Consider the following 17,914-nt stretch of genomic DNA (forward strand, 5'->3'; position numbering starts at 1 on the left):
TTACCAAATCAAAATTCTGTATCGGATTATTGCTTAGAATCTAAATAAGATCAATTATCAATTGCATTATCATTTACGTGTATTTATGATTCTCTCAGTTTTTAGCGAATAGTCTTCCAGACTTTGCTATGTAAATGTTTAGAGAGATCATATGAGTCTTAATATTTATAAATTTGACGAATCAATCTTGGGCATTTCTAGCCCTGATCCGCTTCGTTTTGCGTTTGCGAAAAAGCATTCTGCACACGCCGGAGGAAGTTCAATTCCGGTCGACCCCAGTAAGAAGTTAGAACTCTTTGACGAACTGATGCTGAGTGAAGGGAAAAAACAGGATAAGCGTTGCTTGTATATCCACATTCCTTTCTGTCGTGTGCGTTGTACGTTCTGCAATTTCTTCCAAAATGCCGCAAGCCGTAAATTAGTGGATGAGTATTTCGATGCACTGATGGTCGAGCTAAAGCAGAAAGCCAAAACGCCTTGGGCTCAGTCTGGACTATTTCACGCTGTCTATATTGGTGGCGGAACACCTACCGATTTGTCGCCTCAACAAGTTGAGCAGCTGGGTAAAGCGATTCGCCAATATTTCCCACTAGCAAACGATGTTGAGATGACATTGGAAGGGCGCATCAATCGATTTGGTGACGAGATGTTTGATCGTGCGCTTGAAGGTGGTTTCAACCGTTTCTCCTTTGGTATTCAAAGTTTCAACACTCAAGTTCGACGCAGTGCTAAGCGCTTAGATGACCGAGAGGTTGTGCTAGAACGTATCAGTTCACTAAGTCGTATAGAGCAAGCGCCAATCGTTCTTGATTTGTTATACGGACTACCGCACCAGTCTATGGAAGTGTTCCAACAAGATTTAGAAGACTACATGTCTACGGGCGCACACGGTATTGACCTCTACCAACTGATCGTTGCGGGCAATGCACCTATGCTTAATCTCGTTGAGAAAGGAAAAATCCCACCGCCGGCCAACACGCCAGATAAGGCGAGTATGTACTTGGCGGGTGTTGAGTTCATGGCTAAGCACAAGGTTAAACAGCTGAGTGTGAATCACTGGACTCGCGATAACCGCGAACGCAGCATTTACAACAGCTTAGCTAAAACTTATGCCGAAGTGCTTCCAATTGGTTGTGGCGCTGGTGGCAACATTGGCGGCCACGGTGTGATGCAACATCGAACTTTAGACAGCTACATGGAGTCTATAAAACAAGGTCAGTTGCCGATTGCCATGATGACGAAGCAAAGCTTATTAGAGCCGATCTTCTCGACATTAAAGGCAGGCTTTGATTCTGGTGTTGTTAGAAGAAGTACGTTGCCGACCTTTATGGGACAAGACACGTTCGATTACTTGAAGCCTCTGTTCTCACATTGGGAAAAGAATGGCTTGGTTGAGCTTTCAGAGGATTACTTGAGCCTGACTATTGCTGGCAGCTTTTGGGCAGTAAGCCTCGCTCAGAGTGTGATTCAAGTACTTAACGCTGAATATCAAGCGGTGCACCCTGCGCCGAAAGCGTCAGGTTCGGGCGTTCACCCGCATGCAAGCTTGAAGCACGCTTAATATCGAATTTTTAGTTTATAACTTACTCGTTTATACGGAAACATATTCAATGACAGATACAACATTAGAAATGACAGAAACTCTAGAGCAACGTGTTGCTCGCATTCTAGAAGAAGAGCCAAAACTGCTTCCGACTGCGATTGCTGAGAAGCTCGGTGTTTCAGAGGTTGAAGTAGTTGCTGCTTTTCCAAACGACATGGCAGTGATGCTAGATGGCAGCCGTGCTCAAGAAATTCTAGAAGGATTAGTGGGTTGGGGCCCTGTGACCACAATCGTGCATTCATTCGGATCAATCTTTGAAGTAAAAGCGCCGTTTCCTAAAGGTAAAGTAGCGCGTGGTTACTACAACCTGATGGGCAAAGAAGGCGAGCTTCATGGTCACCTAAAGTTAGACAACGTTAAACAGATCGGTTTGGTGAGCAAAGCGTTCATGGGTCGTGAAAGTCATTACTTCGGTTTCTTCAGTGAAACGGGCGAGAACATTTTTAAGATCTACCTAGGCCGCAACGAAAAGCGTGAGCTTATTGCCGACCAAGTAGAACGCTTCAAAGCGTTAAAAGCGCAAGCTTAAACAGAATCAGCAGTAATAGTTAATAAAACATCAATGCTCGAGGATCGTTTAGTTCGCTAATGATCGCTCAACCTCGAGCAAAAATAATAAATCAGAGAAAGTGAATAAAGGAATTACCCATGGAACAGCAAGTAAAACAAGAACGTCTACAAGGTCGCCTAGGTCCAGAAATTAAAGAGTTTCGCCAAGAGCGCCGTACCCTTCAACTTGCAACGGTTGATGAAGAAGGTCGCCCGAACGTAAGTTACGCACCTTTCGTTCAGAACCAAGAAGGTTACTTTGTTCTAATTTCTGATATTGCTCGTCATGCTCGTAACTTGAAAGCAAACCCTCAGGTCTCTTTGATGATGATTGAAGACGAAGAGAGCTCGAAGCAGCTTTACGCACGTAAGCGTTTAACGTTTGATGCTCAAGCAAGTGTTATTGAGCGTGAAACAGAGCTTTGGACTCAAGTGATTGGCCAGATGCAAGAGCGTTTTGGTGAAATCATTGATGGTTTGAGCCAACTTCAAGACTTCTCTCTATTCAACCTTAAAGCAGAGAACGGCCTATTCGTTAAAGGCTTCGGTCAGGCATACCAAGTGTCAGGCGACGATCTGGTGGATTTCGTTCACCTTCAAGAAGGCCACAAAAAAGTATCTAACGAGTAATCTCGTTTAACTGGTTATGTAAGAAGCCCTCCAATGTGAGGTTTTTTTTACGTCTAAAAATCGTTGTAAACACACTAGCGTTGATGTGAGAAAAAGCAGACTAAATCAAAGAGTTTGGTATATTGGCGTCTGACTAATATTTATGTGTAAGGATCGCTACGTGAAACCAGTAAGTCGAGATTGGGACGAGTTCTGTTACCCGTTCATTTATGAAGACAGTCCTATCTGTGATTTTGAGATTCTGTCGGACGAGCTTTGTTGCCGAGTTGGATTGGTTCTTTCATTGGAATTGGAACCACAAGTTCGCGAGATCCTGCAACGCCTACAGCCGAACATCTATCATTTGAATGGTTCCGTGCGTGGGAAGTTAGCGATTACTGAATCCGAACTGGTCGAGCTTAAGCAAGATTACCATCGTATCCGTGAGCAGCTAGAAGGTGGCTTCAAAGGGTTTGTATTACCTGGCGGGAATCGAGTGTCTAGCGAGCTTCACTTGTGTCGTTGTCAGGCTAAGAAAGTGGTGCGAGCTTTGGTGAGTATTGAACATCATGAAAGCAAAAAGTCGCCAGACCCGATTCTTTTTAAATACGCAAACCTAGTCGCGAACACTCTCTATGCATTGGCCTCTTTTACCAATCATGTCAATGAAGTCGAGGAAGTGGAATTTGAGAGTAAGAGCTATGCTATGCCGAAAAAGTCTATGCCAGATAACAAAGACTAACGGTTAACTCTATTCTTATTAAGGTTTGAAGAAAGAAGAGATTAAGAAGCTAAACCATTGAGCACTATGCTAGGTTTAGCTTCTAAACAGAGCCTAAGCCGCCGTAGAGGCGTCGTTTAAGACTTTTGCGCCGCGTAGCATAGCTTCGATTAACTCACCCGCATTGAACTTCTCAAGCGCTTCGTGGGCTCCTACTTGATTAGCACGATCCACACAGATCTCACTGGATAGTGATGTGTGCAAAATACAGTAAGCGTGACTTAGAGCGCTGTCGTTTTGCACTTCAAATGCAAGCTCATAACCATCTAATCCTGGCATCTCGATATCACTCACCAGAAGATCAATGGCATTGCCAGCGCTGGCTTGGCGTCGCATTAGTTCGATGGCATCTAAGCCGTTGTTACAAATGCTGTAAGGGATGTTGATGCTGTCTAAGGCATCTGATAACTGTTTACGCGCAATCAAAGAGTCATCCACCAATAAGATGTTCAACGCTTTGAGGCGTTCCCTTTCTACATCGGTCAGCATCGGAATGTGCGCATTTTCATAAGCTGGGTAGATCTTAGAAAGCAGCAGTTCCACATCGAGCATTTGCACAATACGGTCTTCGAAACGTGTAATACCGGTAACAAACACATTGCGACCCACACTGGTGGGTGGAGATTCAATACTCTTCCAGTCGCATTCAATGATTTTATCAATTGAACGAACCAAGAATGCCACAACTGTTCTTAAACAGTCAGTAACGATGAGTACACAATCTTGGTATTCAGTGGGTGTTATTGGACGGAAGCCAATCGCAGCGGACATATCAATAACTGGAACTGTAAGGTCGCGGATAGTTACTGTACCAATCACGTGATGATGGGAGTAGGGGATCTGAGTCATCGGCTGAAAAGGGACGATTTCTCTGACCTTAAGCGTGCCAATCGCAAAACTTTGAGTGAGGGATAACTTGAACATCAACATTCCCTGTGACTGACTCGCTTTACTGATCGGTTTGGCCATAAGTGGCTCCTACTTAATACGCGCTTAATTTATAAGGATTAATTTAAAGGGAAATGGAAGCCGCAGCAAGTCGCGATGCGGTTTTTAATGGCCTTTAATGCAGTTGTTTTCGGTTATAGAGTGAAGAATAGCGGTTCTTGGGTTAAAATCACGCTAAACGCTGGCTGTCGATGAATTTATGTCGATAAGCCGTTAGCGGTAAACAGATTTACAACAGTCAGTTCATTCGCGATGTTCTAAGCAATCGTAGTAAGTAAACTGGCAGCAACAAACTGAGAATTATCATGGCAAGAACAGCAGCAGCGCTTCATATTTTGGTGAAGCATAAAGAACTAGCAGAAGACATCATGACGCAGCTTAAAAAGGGCGCTAAATTTCAAACGCTAGCGAAGAAACATTCAACCTGTCCATCTGGTAAAAAGGGCGGCGACCTAGGCGAGTTCAAAAAAGGTCAAATGGTGCCTCAGTTTGATAAGGTTTGTTTCTCTGGCGAGACGCTTGTACCCCACCTTGTGAAAACAAAATTCGGTTGGCATGTAGTTAAGGTTCTTTACAGAACCTAGTGTAAGATATGTGTTTGATGGAATAAAAGGAGCGTATATACGCTCCTTTTTTGTGACTTTTTTGCGCGTTTTAAAGTACTACGGTTGAGTGTTCATCCCAGACGTTATGCGATAATTGGTGCTACGCCCTCAACTATCCACCGTGAGTAATTGGTAGGAGGAGGAGGGTTTTTAATGAGTAACTCATATAATAAATACCATTCTTGAGGAAATTTATGCAGCTTTGCCTTTTAGCCTTTGCCTTTTCTAGAAAGCTGTAAACGAGTTTGGTAGGAGAACAACATGGAGAGTTCAGCTATGTTAAGCAACCCAGCGACAGATGTCATATTGCATGCCTTTGACTGGTGCTACGCTGACGTAATGAAGAACGCCCCACTGATCCAAGAGTTGGGTTATAAATCTGTTTTAGTATCACCGGCGATGAAATCGCTGCGCGGCCCTAAGGGTTGCGACCGAAATTCTGGCACCCAATGGTGGCAACGTTATCAGCCCCAAGATTACCGTGTGATCGACAACCAGCTTGGTGACACGCAAGATTTCACTGCGATGGTGAACACGTTAAAGCAACACGGGCTTCGTACTTATGTAGATGTCGTTTTTAACCACATGGCCAACGAATCGGGCATCCGCGGTGACTTAACGTATCCCAATCAGCAAGACATGGCGTCTTATCAAAAAGATGCTGACTATTATGAATCCATACGTTTGTTTGGTGACCTTTCTGAGCCTCTTTTTGATGAGAACGACTTCGTGGAAGCGTTTGGTATCAAGAACTGGAAAGACACGTGGGAAGTGCAAAACGGGCGTATTACCGGTGGCGCGAGCGATCCTGGCCTGCCAACGCTACTCGATAACGATAATGTGGTGGCACAACAAAGAGCCTACCTAAAAGCACTGAAAGAGATTGGTGTGAAAGGATTTCGCATTGATGCGGCAAAGCATATGACACTGTCACACCTTCGTAAGGTTTGGACTGATGATATCTGTGAAGAAATGCACATCTTTGGCGAGATCATTACCGATGGCGGTGCGACGGAAGAAGAGTACGAGCTGTTCCTTGAGCCATACCTGAAGCACACGCGTTTAGGTGCGTATGATTTCCCTCTGTTCAATACCATCTTCAAAGCCTTTGAAGAGCAGGGCAGCTTTAAGTCTCTGATCAACCCTTACTGTTTTGGTCAGGCTCTATCGAACATGAGAGCTATCACTTTTGCCGTGACCCATGACATTCCAAACAACGAGGTGTTTTTGGAGCATGTAATGGATGAAGTGGATGAGCGATTGGCTCATGCTTTCATTCTTGGTCGAGACGGCGGTGTGCCGCTTGTTTACAGTGAACTGAGCACCAGCGGTATTCTGGACAAGAGCGGTCAGCCTCGTTGGCTTAACGACTGGCAAGCGCCTTACATGAAAAGCATGATTCAATTCCATAACCATGTTCATGGCGAAGCGATGCGTGTGGTTGAAGCGAATGATGATTTGTTGGTGTTTGTCCGTGGTGATAAAGGCATTGTGGTGATCAACAAGTCGAAGCGAAGTAAAACAGCCTCATTAAATTGGACTGGCGCAGTGACCGATTTGTTGTCTGGAGAGGTGTTCGACTGTGTCGGAAAGGAGTTAACCGTTAAGGTTGAGCCTAACCAGTGCATGATGTTGACGACCAACTCGACCGAATCTGTTATGGTTAAGCCCAATCGGCAAGAAAGACAATATTGAAAAGAAAGCCCCGCTTACTGGCAATCAGTAATCGGGGCTTTTTATTTTAAGCTATTGCTCGGTAACTAAACCAAATGGCGACTCAGCCAAACGGCAACTGAGCCAAACCTTGGTTAAACCGTAAACTTATTCAATAGCTCGTCTTGTTGGCGAACATTGTCAGTTTGCTGCTGCATTGCGGTATTCGCTTCTTGGGCCGCTGTTGATACTTGTGTTGAAAGGTCTTTGATCTTAACAGTGTTGTTATTGATCTCTTCCGCTACCAAGCTCTGCTCTTCTGCCGCTGAAGCAATCTGGATGTTCATATCTGAGATGCGTTGAATCGCGTCACGGATACGGTCAAGTGAAGAGTTCGCTTGCTGAGCGCGTTCAACGGCGTCAGTGGCTGTGTCTTTACTTTGGTTCATCGCGTTCGATACTGAGCTTGCACCCGCTTGGAGCTGTTCAATCATGTTGCGGATTTCAGTCGTCGACTCTTGAGTACGCTGCGCCAGAGTGCGAACTTCATCGGCAACGACTGCGAAACCACGGCCTGACTCACCAGCACGCGCCGCTTCAATAGCTGCATTCAATGCCAGTAGGTTGGTTTGGTCTGCAATATCGTTGATTACTTTTAGAATCGTTTCGATGTTGGCTGTTGCTGATTCAAGTACTTGTACTTCGGCAACCGCTTGGTCGATACGAGCTGAAAGGTTATCAATCGCTTGAGTGGTGTCACTTACGACAGATGTGCCGTCTAGCGTTGCTTCGTCTGCTTCACGGGCTGCAGCAGCTGCGCCTTGAGCATTGTTTGCAACTTCAGTTGCAGTAACCGCCATCTCGTTCATTGCAGTCGCTAACTGTTCAAGCTCTTGCAGCTGGGTATTCATTGCTTTCGCTGATTCGCCCGCGCCTTTCACTGTGATTTCAGTACCGCGTTTAATCTCAACACCAATAGCTTTCGATTGAATGATCTGATTTTGCAGATTTTCGGTAAAGGTATTGAAGCCTTTCGCTAGGTCAGAGAACTCTTTGTCTGTGTTGGTATCTAGGCGCTTAGTTAAGTCACCTTGTCCGCTTGCTACATCTTGAATCGCTTGGTTAAGTGCATCCAGTGGGCGCATTAACACACGAATCAGAACTGTTAGAGCAATGATGCTGAGAATCACCGCAATCAATGAGTAGATCATTGAGCTGTTCTTCAACTCTTCAACGGTTTGGAACGCGATCTCTTCATCGAGGATGGCACCGATATACCAATCTTCACTAGGGATGTGGGTGAAGTTAACTAGGAACATTTTGCCGTCGACTTCAATTTCTTGAGAGCCTTCACGAATAGTCGCTTGAGGCATGTAGCTTGAAAGCATTTCACCGTTGTTTTTCGCATTCGGGTGAGCAATCGTGGTGCCGTCGGCTGTTACCAGGAATAGGTAACCCGCATCAAACAAGTTCACTTGGTTGACCAAGGTAGCAAGGTTCGTCAATTCTAGGTCGTAGAACATACCTGCAGTAAAGCGACCATTGTCTTTAACTGGAGTGCCTACTGATATGATGACTTTCTTACTTGATGCATCCACATAAGGAGCGGTTACAACCAAACTGTTTTTGGATTTAGCATCAATGTACCAAGGACGAATTCGTGGGTCGTAATCTGGACCTGCTTCCCAACCATCATCATTTTCAATAACGAAACCGTTTGCTTCATAACCAAAACCAACCGCTAGGAAGCTGTTTTTAAGCTTTGGCTTTTCTAAGATTTCTTTAACGTAAGCGCGATCTTCAGGGTTGATCTCGATGACTTCAGTCGTCGATTGAGCCAACGCTTTCTTGGCGTTCATCTCCGATACGACGGTATTTTTCACGCCCGAGACCATCTCTTTCAGGCTCGCATTGACGTGGTTTTCTACTGCACTTCTTACAGTGTAAAGTTGTTGTATTGAAAGCAATGATACTGTCACTAGCAGCAAGGCTGATGATGCAGCAACCACCTTATGGCTAAATTTCATTGAGTTTTCCCCTTCTCACAGGCTTTGCGAAGACTAAAGTTAATCGTGTTTTTGTAATTATATATATCGACTAGATTGGATTTTACTTGAATGTAATTTCACAAAATAGACTACAAAAATACAACAACCTAAACAATACAAAATTCACTAAATCACATATTTGTTACTTTTAGTATTTGGTTCAATGAGTTGGGGAATGGGGCTATACGGAGTTTAAGGAGGGATTAAGAATGTATTAATTTGACGATTATGCGTTCAGTTTTCTATTAACAAGAGGTGGGTTGAATAAACGATATGAAATCAAGTGATATGCAGAACTTATAAATTGATTGAACTCTAAATAATGCTGTGTATATATTTGTGCTAATAAAAAGCCCCACAAAAGTGAGGCTTTATAAACTGAATCTTTATTGAGTTATATAAGTAGTATCTAATTTAGAATATTAGATGCGCTACACCAGCGATAACTGGAAGCGTAATTAACGTACGTAGAATAAAGATAATAAACAGTTCTAAGATGTTCACTGGAATCTTACTGCCTAGAAGTAGAGCGCCCACCTCAGACATGTAGATCAGCTGAGTTACCGACATTGCTGCAATAACAAAGCGAGTCATCTCGTTGTCGATAGAAGCCGCAAGGATTGCTGGGATAAACATGTCCGCAAAACCAACAACAATCGTTTCAGATGCTGCAACCGCTTCAGGAACACCAAGTAGCTCTAGGAATGGAATGAAAGGCTGACCTAGGATTGAGAACACAGACGTGTATTCCGCAATAACCAGTGCCATTGTACCTAAACCCATAACAACAGGCAGTACGCCAAATACCATATCCACGGCGTTACGAACGCCTTCGCCAAATACAGATTTAGCCGACTTTACTTGAGATGCTTTATTTACCGCTAGCTCAAGACCCCAAGAGAACGTTGAGTGACCTGCTGGGATCGCGTCAGCGTCTTTGTGCGGCTTGCTGCCATCAATGAAAGTATCTTTCTTCATGCTTAGTGGTGGAAGGCGAGGGATGATCACCGCTGCCACAATACCCGCTAAGCAGATTGCTGCGTAGAAAGGTAGGAACAGGTGCTCTAGTTCTACCTGAGCAATAACCACAAGACTGAATGTGATAGATACTGCTGAGAAAGTCGTACCAACAACCGCAGCTTCACGCTGAGTGTAGAATTTCTTCTCGTACTGTTTGCTTGTAAGCAGGATACCAACGCTGCCGTCACCCAACCAAGAAGCCATACAGTCAATAGCACTGCGGCCTGGTAGGTTGAAGATTGGACGCATGATTTTACTTAGTAGCGTGCCAAACAGCTCTAGTAGACCAAAGTTAAGTAGAAGCGGAAGTAGCAAACCAGCAAAGATGAATACTGAAAACAGTGTCGGAAGCAGGCCTTCTAGAACCAGACCACCAGTATTTTCTTCCCAAATAACCTCAGGGCCAACTTGGAAGAAAGCCATAACGGCTGCAGCACCACCAATTAAACGAACCAACAACCATAGTGGAGATGGGTTGAAAAGGCCGTTTAAAAATGAATTTGATGTAATGAATGTAGGCTTAAAAATGGTGCTTAAAACTGAAGCTACAGACATGAAAGCAACGATCGCAGTGATGATAGGGACTAGATATTCACCGAAAACCGCTTGAATTGATTTGGCTAATATAGCTACAGGGATGGTTAGATCACCTTGATAGCTGATGGGTGCCATGAAAAGGAATAAACCAATCAATGATGGGATTAAGAAAACCCAGAAACTGCCTTTAGATTTCTCTGTTTGAGCAGTATTCGTGTTGTTAGACATGTTATTGTTCTCGAATTTCTACACGTAAAAAAGCCACATCCTTGGCATTTTTATTCACTAAACGTCCGTATTTTCTCATTGGGTGCAAGATTACCCAGTATTAATATCGCTTGCAATACTATTCATCAAATATCGCTAAATATTCATGCTGGTTATTCTGCAACGTATTAAGAGTTTAGAATAAAGTGTTGCGGATGTTACGTAGTTTGAGGTTATATTGCCAGATATTTATAAATTGACTGGGGTTTCAGTTCGATAGGTCAAGTATAACCAGTAGCTAAACGCAATAATGAAGGCGAAAGAAGCTGGGAAAGCCAATGCTAAGATTTCGAAGCGTTGGAACAGACAAGCGCCAATTAAGCCGCCAAACAGGAAGCCAACCACAATGAACATTAGCAGTTTGGCTTTACGGCGGTCAAAAGGCATCCCCTTTAAGCGAGCGCCAATCATGATCCCAAGATCGGTAATGATCCCGCTCATGTGTGTTGTTCTAATGATCGCCCCGCTGTAAGTGGTGATCATCGCGTTCTGCAAACCACACGCGGCTGAAGCGAAATACTGACCTGAAGTATAGCCTTGCAACAGTGTCCACAGCGCCAAAAACAGCAATCCACCCTCAATACATAGCGCAACACCGTAACGGCGTCCTAACTTCAATGCTTGGTTTTCAATAAAGAACCCGCTGAACGCCGCACCTAACATGAAGCTCATGATCACCAATAGGAGGTGAACAGAAGCCGAGGTCGGTGTAAGCAGGCTACTGCCTAGCAAAGACATGGTGCCGGAGATATGGGAGATAGCTTGATGTTGGAAGCCAAGTAAGCCGATAGCATTAACACTGCCAGCAAGGGCTGCTAATAGTAAGGCGCCGTATTCAACCCAGCGAGGTAGCTTAGAAATCATGTGGTTCACTCTGGGTTAAATAGAGGAGCAAGATTATAACGCTAGAGAAAAGATACGCTAGCGCAGTGGAGCGTTGATATTTGATCTTAGGCAACAGTATTGCAGTTTGTTTTAATACTGTTGCTATATAAAGATAACGCTCAATGACGAACTAGTTGTAATAGCTCATTTGGTGGTCGAACTTAACCCAACCGTGTTTGCGTTCTTCATAAACCGAAAAGCTCGGCAGTGGGAAGTCTTGCTCTTTAAATAATCCGAGCGGGACGACATAAAAATCGGCGGCGGCAACTGACTGCAAAAGCATGGTGGTGCCACACTTGGGGCAAAACTGATAGGTGACTTCATTACCCGTATCGCTGATGCGTGAAAAAGAGGTCACTTCACCGCTGAGTGTGACTTGTTCTATTGGGAACCGAGCCTGTACGCCGAACACACTTCCGGTGCGTTTCTGACACTCATAACAATGACAGACAGAGGTTCGTTGAGGTTCGCCTCGGCATACTAGGCTGACCGAGCCACAACGGCATTCGCAATTTCTGATATTTCTATCTTTAATATGATTGATATCCATCCATGCTCCAGTTCTGGTTAACCCTGTATTGATAATTATGCTAAAGCCCTTTATGGTCTGCACAACTGGATGAAAACAAAAGAATAAAATTGCCCATGAAAAAGAAAATCTTACCTATTCCTCTGATTCTACTGATTCCTATTGTCATGCTGGTTGTGGTGATAGTCGCGGGTGCTTATCGCTTTAGCTTGAGTGATGAAGAGATCTTAGCGAAATTTCCTTCTTCTCAAGTGAGTTATGACCCAGTCGTAGAAACCGTTTTTGATTTGAATACCACCAACCCGTGGACAATCAAAGTTCCTGAAACTAACGCATACGCTTTTATCAATGAAGTCGACGAACCTAGAGCGATCGCGTTTGGACGCTATGACTCAGGTGTTGAGCGTGGCGTGGTCACGGTAGACACCAATAACCTTTCTGCTGTCACCCTGGGTAAGGCGAGTTTCTTTATCGCGCCGATGTGGATATCTAACCAAGGCAGCGGTGTTTTCTATTATCTTGGCCTGTTTAAACATGACCAGCAACGAAGTCGCGTGGTGTTAGTCGACCAACTTTTCCTGGGGGATCGTATACAAATTCAGACATTGGAGGTCGCTCAGCAGCCAGATTCGCAATCACAGAATAAACTCACTGGGGAAGGTTTTATCGGCTTTACTCAGCATTCTGCGGAACAATCATTTGCAGAACCCCCTTCTGAAAAGGTGTTAATGAGTTTTTCTTTTGATACGCAATCAATTGGTAAGCAATAACGTTTTCGCGAATGTAAGGATCTGTTGTTTATGTGAGCCAAATTACATATTATCTTAGTTAGATGAATGAAATTTAGACACACTTAGCTTTGTGTCCGCTTATTTTACAAATGGAGCTTGCGAATGATTAATAAACGTTTTTTTAAGACGAAAGATGAAGTTGAAGTGACCTTCGAGCTAGAAGCTCAGGAAGCGAACTCTGTATCCATCGTTGCTGACTTTCTTGATTGGAAAGCCACCCCAATGAAAAAACTAGCCAAAGGGAAGGTTTACAAGTTTAAAACTCGCCTACCTAAAGATGGCGAGTTTCAATTCCGCTACCTAGTTGATGACCAACAATGGGTGAACGATGCGAACGCTGACCGTTACATCCCAAATGAGTTTGGTGAAGACAACTGCTTAGTGTCGACGGTAAACGCATAGTCTTTTCTTAAAACCAGCGACTAATTCGCTTCGATTATTAATTATTCGAAACGGAATAACGTCAACCAATAGAAAGCAGAAACTAGCCGTTTCTGCTTTTTTATTTTCAAATTTAGCGGTTAATTTTATTTGGAGAGAAGTGACTGTTCACTTACGGTAACTCAATGACTTAGCTCTAAGTAGACAGATTCACGTCATATTATGACAATGCATTGATGATTTATGCGTTTGAAAAGCATATCCTATGCCTTTATATCGTAGAAAGACCTGTTTACCGTGTATTCAAAAATATTTCCCTCTCCGTTTGCTGCGCTTTCACCTGTAAAAAAAGTAGCTATTTTGGGACTGCCACTTATTGCTGCGATTGGTGTTGCTTTGCAATCGTCACAATCGGATCTGACGAAAACGATCGATCTTGATTTACCTGACTCAACCGTGATTGAGTCAATTCTGTCACCTTCTTCTGTTACTGTTATCGAACCGCCAACGTTTGAGTACCAAATTCAAACGGGCGATAACTTAAGTAGCATCTTCACTCAGCTTGGATTTTCTTATAAATCGATGATGAGCGTGATGGAAACCGATTTAAACTTTCTTGCGTTAGACACGCTTCGTCCGGGTAACACATTGCGTTTTTGGCGTGATGAGGCGACGGGCGATCTTTCCAAAATGGAACTTCAATTTAGTGTTGCGGATAAAGTGGTTTATCGACTGCTTGAAGATGGCACGTACGAGTTTGAAGATATCTCTATTCCGGGCGAATGGAAGCAGCGACCTCTCGTGGGTGATATTCATGGCAGCTTCTCAATGTCGGCGAATAAAGCTGGCCTGAACAGCCTCGAGATTGACCATATCGTGACCCTTCTTAAAGACAAGCTGAACTTCAGCCGCGACTTACGTGCTGGCGATCAGTTTGAGGTGCTTCAGAAAGCGCAATTCGTTGATGGTGTTGCTACGGGCAAACGCGAAATTGAAGCAATTAAGATCATTAATAAGAACCGTGTAGTGTCTGCGTATCTTCATACCGATGGTCAATACTACGATGCAGACGGCGATAGCTTACAACGTGCTTTCCAACGTTACCCTGTGAGCAGTAGCTGGCGCCAAAGTTCTCAGTTTAACCCTAAGCGCTTACACCCTGTGACTGGCCGCATTTCACCGCACAACGGTACAGATTTCGCGACGCCAGTTGGTACGCCGGTTCAAGCAACGGGTGATGGTAAAGTGATGATGACGCGTAAGCACCCATATGCGGGTAACTACGTGGTCATTCAACACGGCAGCACGTACAAAACACGCTACCTACATTTGAGCAAAATCTTAGTTCGTAAAGGACAAACGGTATCTCGTGGTCAGCGCATTGGCTTGTCAGGTAAAACTGGCCGAGTGACGGGGGCGCATTTGCACTATGAACTGATTGAACGTGGTCGTCCTGTCAATGCAATGACAGCAAATATCCCGATGGCAGATTCTGTGCCTAAAAAGGAAAAAGCGACATTCACAGCAGCGAGAGATAAAGCCGACAAGCTATTGAAGGCAGCGTTAGAAACGCGCAATCTAGCAATGGTTAATAATGATAGTAAGTAGCCAGCCATAGTTAAGTTAAAGGTTAGCTGCTATTGGATAGTTATTATTCATTAAACTGTTTTTCAAAGCCGCAAGAGCATCACAAAGCACAGTCAGTGTTTAGTGATGCTCCTGCGGCTTTTTAGTTCTCGGGATAAGAATCGGTAAGGGTTTAAGCTAAAGGCTCAGAGTGCGCGACATAGCTAACGATAGCTTCAGGTCGCATCGGTGGCGAGTAGAGATAACCTTGGATCTTGTCACATCCCATCGCGTGCAGTTTTTCTAATTGCTCACGTTTTTCAACCCCTTCCGCAACCAAAGATACATCGAGCCTATGGGCTAATTGAACAATCAGCCACACTACGCTCTCTGAGGTCGAGCTAGTCAATAGGTTCCGAATAAAGGTCGCATCAATTTTAATGCAATCGATCGGGTAGCTGTGGATGTAATTCAAACTGGAGTAGCCTGTACCAAAGTCGTCGAGTGCAATCGTGAAGCCTTGTCCTCTCAGAAAGTTAAGAGCGGATTTAGTCTCTTGGGTCGGAGAGAGTAGTACTGTTTCGGTTAACTCGATAACAAACTCATTCGCCTTAAAATGGTGCTGTTCAATGGTTCGAGTCAGATACGAGATATAACGTTTCGAGTCAGTAAGCTCATGCGCAGAGCAGTTGATTCCAAGCTTAACCTTATAGCCTAAGCCTTGCTCTAGTGTTGTTTTAGCGCGGCACACCAATTCAATAATGCGTTCGCCTAATTCGACAATCAGCCCTGATTCTTCAGCCACTTGAATAAACTCTACGGGTGAGATGTCACCATGTCTCGCTGTTTTCCAGCGAGTCAGTACCTCGAAGTACTCCCATTGAGTTTCACCTTGACCCACAATCGGCTGTACCACCACGTACATTCCATTGCTGTCGGGGATATAGCTTTGTGAAATTGGGCTTTCCAGTTCACTTCGCAACGCAGCGACTAGCTCGGTTTTTCTTTGGTAGCGAACTCTTAAGTGAGTGTCATAACATTGAATATGGGTATCTTGGCTGTGTTTGCACTCCTTGAGCGCCAAGCTGGTATTGAAGATGATCTGCTCAACGTCTTTGTTGTCTCCATCTGAACTGGCAATTCCGATGCTGACGTCGAAATCTATCTTGATATCAACGCTACTGTAGCCTTGCTTAATTTTGGCGAGTATTTGCTCGCACACGGCTATCGGGTCGGAATGGTAGGTGATGAAAGCGAACTCATTGCCCGCAGTTCGAAAAGTCAGGTTGCTTTCAGGTAAGGTTCGGCGCAATGTTTCTGCGACAAACTGCAGCACCTTGTCGCCAATATAATTACCGTGCATATCATTAATGGCTTTGAAGCTATTGATGTCGAGTAGAGCCAATGTAAATGGAGTAACACTCTGTTGAGTGATTGATTCTAAGGTGTCGGATAAGCAGCTGCGGTTTAACAGGCCTGTTAAGCTATCGTGTGATACCTCGTAACTCAGCTGATTAACCAGTTGTTCAGATCGGTCGTTGAACCACATTTCTCTTAGCGTGTGGATGATGATGTCAGCAAATAGCTGATGATGCTTGATCACATCATGTTGCTGATCTGGGCTAAGAGGTGAGGTGAACGTTGAGAACAACACTCCCATGACTTCACCACTTTGGGTACGAGTAGGAATCGCGATCGAGTTTTGTGAGGTGATTTCCTGCCTAAATGCCGATGTCGGTAATGACTGGACGACGTATTGAGCAAATGAGCAATCCGGGTGTCTTTGATTGACCGCTTGTTGATAGATATGACCATGGCGCGCATTGATTTTGTCATGCAACACATGGTCGGACTGAGCGATCACCAGAGGAACGATTTGATCAGGGAAGTGCTTCTTCTCGATGATGCTAGTGTACTGAGTATCAAAGGTCTGATGTAAAGTAAGCACGGCTGACTCTAAAAGGTCGATCCCTTCCAACTTAAGTAAGCGACCAATACGCTCGGTGCTTATCATGCTGTTTTGAGTCTGTTGAGTCATAGTCACCATCCCTAGTTAACCAGATTCACTTTGTGTACTGTAAGCGTATGCTTATCTATATGTGTATCTTTGTATAATGGATATGCGTCTTGTTTATTATCGGCCGTGTTGTATAACTTTTCAAATTAAAATGTGACTTATTTCACAGAGCTTGGGTGTTACGCTCTTTGTCTAATCTCTCTTTCAGATGGTCCAAAAATAGTTTTGTTCGCGTATGCGAGTAATCAAGCTTAGGGTAGTACGCGTAAACCATCACTTCGTCGGCAGTAATATTTGGCAATACTGGAACCAATGTCCCTTGTTTTAGATCCTCTTTGATCATCGCTTTGATGGTTAATAGTATGCCCATTCCTCGCTTCGCAGCATGAAACAAAGCCTCTGGATTGGTGGTAGCAAAGTTACCGTTGAGGGTGATGCGCTGCCCTTTGGTGAGTGTGACTTCTCGGGTAGGGCGCTCGCCCCAGATTAAGGAATTGTGCTGTTCTAAGTCTTGTTCGTTACTGGGATAGCCATGCTTAGCCAAATAGCTTGGCGCTGCATAGAAGCTGGCTTTGTGTTCAAACAGCGGTGTTTTCTTGAAGCTTAAAGAGTTGAGTTGTTCCAGTTCTCGACTGATCACCAGATCTAAGCCCAGCTCCGGTAGCTGCCCTGGAGTAGTAGTGATTAGCTGCACTTTAATATCGGGATATTTTTCTAAGAAGTCGTCCATGTATTGCACTAGAAACTTAGACCCAACAGCAATTGTTGCGCCTATCTTTAACAAACCTGCTGGGGTTTGGTTAACCGAGCGAGTCTCATCAATAATGGATTGCCAGTTATCCAGCTGATCCTTAGCTCGTTGGTAAAACAGCGCGCCCGCTTCAGTTTGGCTAATTGAGCGCGTGGTCCGCTTTAATAGTTGAGTGCCAATACGTTCCTCTAGCCAGTTTACTCGTTTGCTGATCGCCGAGCTGGTGGTGTTTAGTTTTCTAGCTGCACCATTGAAGCTGCCTTCTTCCACTACTCTGACATAGCTTTTTACGTTAAGAATCCAATCCATATTATTTCCTGTTGGGACTTAATTAAATTCCAATTTAGCTAATTATCAATTATTGGTTTTGAATG

Annotated in this window: 16 protein-coding genes; 9 read left to right on the forward strand and 7 right to left on the reverse strand. The window is 44.2% G+C overall.

The window, feature by feature from the left end; all coding sequences use genetic code 11:
- Positions 1 to 151: 151 nt before the first annotated feature.
- The 4 genes from hutW to AC3CH3_RS20570 all read left to right on the forward strand — a co-directional run bounded on the left by hutW (position 152) and on the right by AC3CH3_RS20570 (position 3,503).
- Positions 152 to 1,561, forward strand: coding sequence for a heme anaerobic degradation radical SAM methyltransferase ChuW/HutW (gene hutW, locus AC3CH3_RS20555; RefSeq protein WP_019826827.1), 1,410 nt, complete (start codon positions 152 to 154; stop codon positions 1,559 to 1,561).
- A gap of 49 nt (positions 1,562 to 1,610) precedes the next feature.
- Positions 1,611 to 2,132: a heme utilization cystosolic carrier protein HutX gene (hutX, locus tag AC3CH3_RS20560; protein ID WP_008215687.1), complete on the forward strand. Its 522-nt coding sequence runs from the start codon at positions 1,611 to 1,613 to the stop codon at positions 2,130 to 2,132.
- Between the two features lie 119 nt (positions 2,133 to 2,251).
- The gene (hutZ, locus tag AC3CH3_RS20565) at positions 2,252 to 2,782 is read left to right on the forward strand and encodes a heme utilization protein HutZ (protein WP_019826823.1); all 531 of its coding nucleotides are present in this window, start codon (positions 2,252 to 2,254) and stop codon (positions 2,780 to 2,782) included.
- Positions 2,783 to 2,942: 160 nt separating this feature from the next.
- Entirely contained in the window at positions 2,943 to 3,503 is a 561-nt protein-coding gene (locus tag AC3CH3_RS20570; RefSeq protein ID WP_488538275.1) for an ATP:cob(I)alamin adenosyltransferase, read from the forward strand.
- Positions 3,504 to 3,596: 93 nt separating this feature from the next.
- On the opposite strand, the gene AC3CH3_RS20575 is transcribed toward AC3CH3_RS20570, so the two are convergent.
- Complete coding sequence (locus AC3CH3_RS20575) at positions 3,597 to 4,511, reverse strand: chemotaxis protein (RefSeq protein ID WP_488538276.1); 915 nt, start codon at positions 4,509 to 4,511, stop codon at positions 3,597 to 3,599.
- A gap of 284 nt (positions 4,512 to 4,795) precedes the next feature.
- Between AC3CH3_RS20575 and ppiC the strand changes: the two genes are divergently transcribed.
- Positions 4,796 to 5,074 (forward strand): peptidylprolyl isomerase PpiC, encoded by a 279-nt coding sequence (ppiC, locus tag AC3CH3_RS20580; protein ID WP_017062750.1) that lies wholly within the window; start codon positions 4,796 to 4,798, stop codon positions 5,072 to 5,074.
- 282 nt (positions 5,075 to 5,356) lie between these two features.
- A complete protein-coding gene (locus tag AC3CH3_RS20585) occupies positions 5,357 to 6,790 on the forward strand; it encodes an alpha-amylase family glycosyl hydrolase (RefSeq protein ID WP_488538277.1) in 1,434 nt (477 codons plus the stop codon).
- A 113-nt stretch (positions 6,791 to 6,903) separates the two neighbouring features.
- Here AC3CH3_RS20585 and AC3CH3_RS20590 read toward each other — a convergent pair whose 3' ends face one another.
- The 4 genes from AC3CH3_RS20590 to AC3CH3_RS20605 form a co-directional block, all read right to left on the reverse strand.
- Positions 6,904 to 8,775 carry a methyl-accepting chemotaxis protein gene (locus AC3CH3_RS20590; protein ID WP_333009714.1) on the reverse strand — a complete coding sequence of 624 codons (1,872 nt, stop codon included), beginning with the start codon at positions 8,773 to 8,775 and terminating at the stop codon, positions 6,904 to 6,906.
- Positions 8,776 to 9,210: 435 nt separating this feature from the next.
- Positions 9,211 to 10,581 carry a YjiH family protein gene (locus AC3CH3_RS20595; RefSeq protein WP_017064319.1) on the reverse strand — a complete coding sequence of 457 codons (1,371 nt, stop codon included), beginning with the start codon at positions 10,579 to 10,581 and terminating at the stop codon, positions 9,211 to 9,213.
- Positions 10,582 to 10,809: 228 nt separating this feature from the next.
- Complete coding sequence (locus AC3CH3_RS20600; protein ID WP_029405746.1) at positions 10,810 to 11,484, reverse strand: YoaK family protein; 675 nt, start codon at positions 11,482 to 11,484, stop codon at positions 10,810 to 10,812.
- Positions 11,485 to 11,635: 151 nt separating this feature from the next.
- A complete protein-coding gene (locus tag AC3CH3_RS20605; protein WP_019826811.1) occupies positions 11,636 to 12,118 on the reverse strand; it encodes a GFA family protein in 483 nt (160 codons plus the stop codon).
- 32 nt (positions 12,119 to 12,150) lie between these two features.
- On the opposite strand from AC3CH3_RS20605, the gene AC3CH3_RS20610 reads away from it, so the two are divergent.
- The 3 genes from AC3CH3_RS20610 (at position 12,151) to shyA (ending at position 14,814) form a co-directional block, all read left to right on the forward strand.
- Positions 12,151 to 12,804, forward strand: coding sequence for a hypothetical protein (locus AC3CH3_RS20610; protein WP_019826809.1), 654 nt, complete (start codon positions 12,151 to 12,153; stop codon positions 12,802 to 12,804).
- Between the two features lie 123 nt (positions 12,805 to 12,927).
- Positions 12,928 to 13,227: an isoamylase early set domain-containing protein gene (locus AC3CH3_RS20615; protein WP_009845720.1), complete on the forward strand. Its 300-nt coding sequence runs from the start codon at positions 12,928 to 12,930 to the stop codon at positions 13,225 to 13,227.
- A 276-nt stretch (positions 13,228 to 13,503) separates the two neighbouring features.
- Positions 13,504 to 14,814, forward strand: coding sequence for a peptidoglycan DD-endopeptidase ShyA (gene shyA, locus AC3CH3_RS20620; protein ID WP_488538278.1), 1,311 nt, complete (start codon positions 13,504 to 13,506; stop codon positions 14,812 to 14,814).
- A 151-nt stretch (positions 14,815 to 14,965) separates the two neighbouring features.
- Here the strand turns inward: shyA and AC3CH3_RS20625 are convergent, their stop codons facing one another.
- Both AC3CH3_RS20625 and AC3CH3_RS20630 read right to left on the reverse strand, forming a co-directional pair.
- Entirely contained in the window at positions 14,966 to 16,810 is a 1,845-nt protein-coding gene (locus AC3CH3_RS20625; protein ID WP_029405745.1) for a putative bifunctional diguanylate cyclase/phosphodiesterase, read from the reverse strand.
- A 142-nt stretch (positions 16,811 to 16,952) separates the two neighbouring features.
- Entirely contained in the window at positions 16,953 to 17,849 is an 897-nt protein-coding gene (locus AC3CH3_RS20630; RefSeq protein ID WP_488538279.1) for a LysR family transcriptional regulator, read from the reverse strand.
- Positions 17,850 to 17,914 lie beyond the last annotated feature (65 nt).

The sequence above is a fragment of the Vibrio sp. QJM3NY_35 genome, assembly GCF_057785915.1.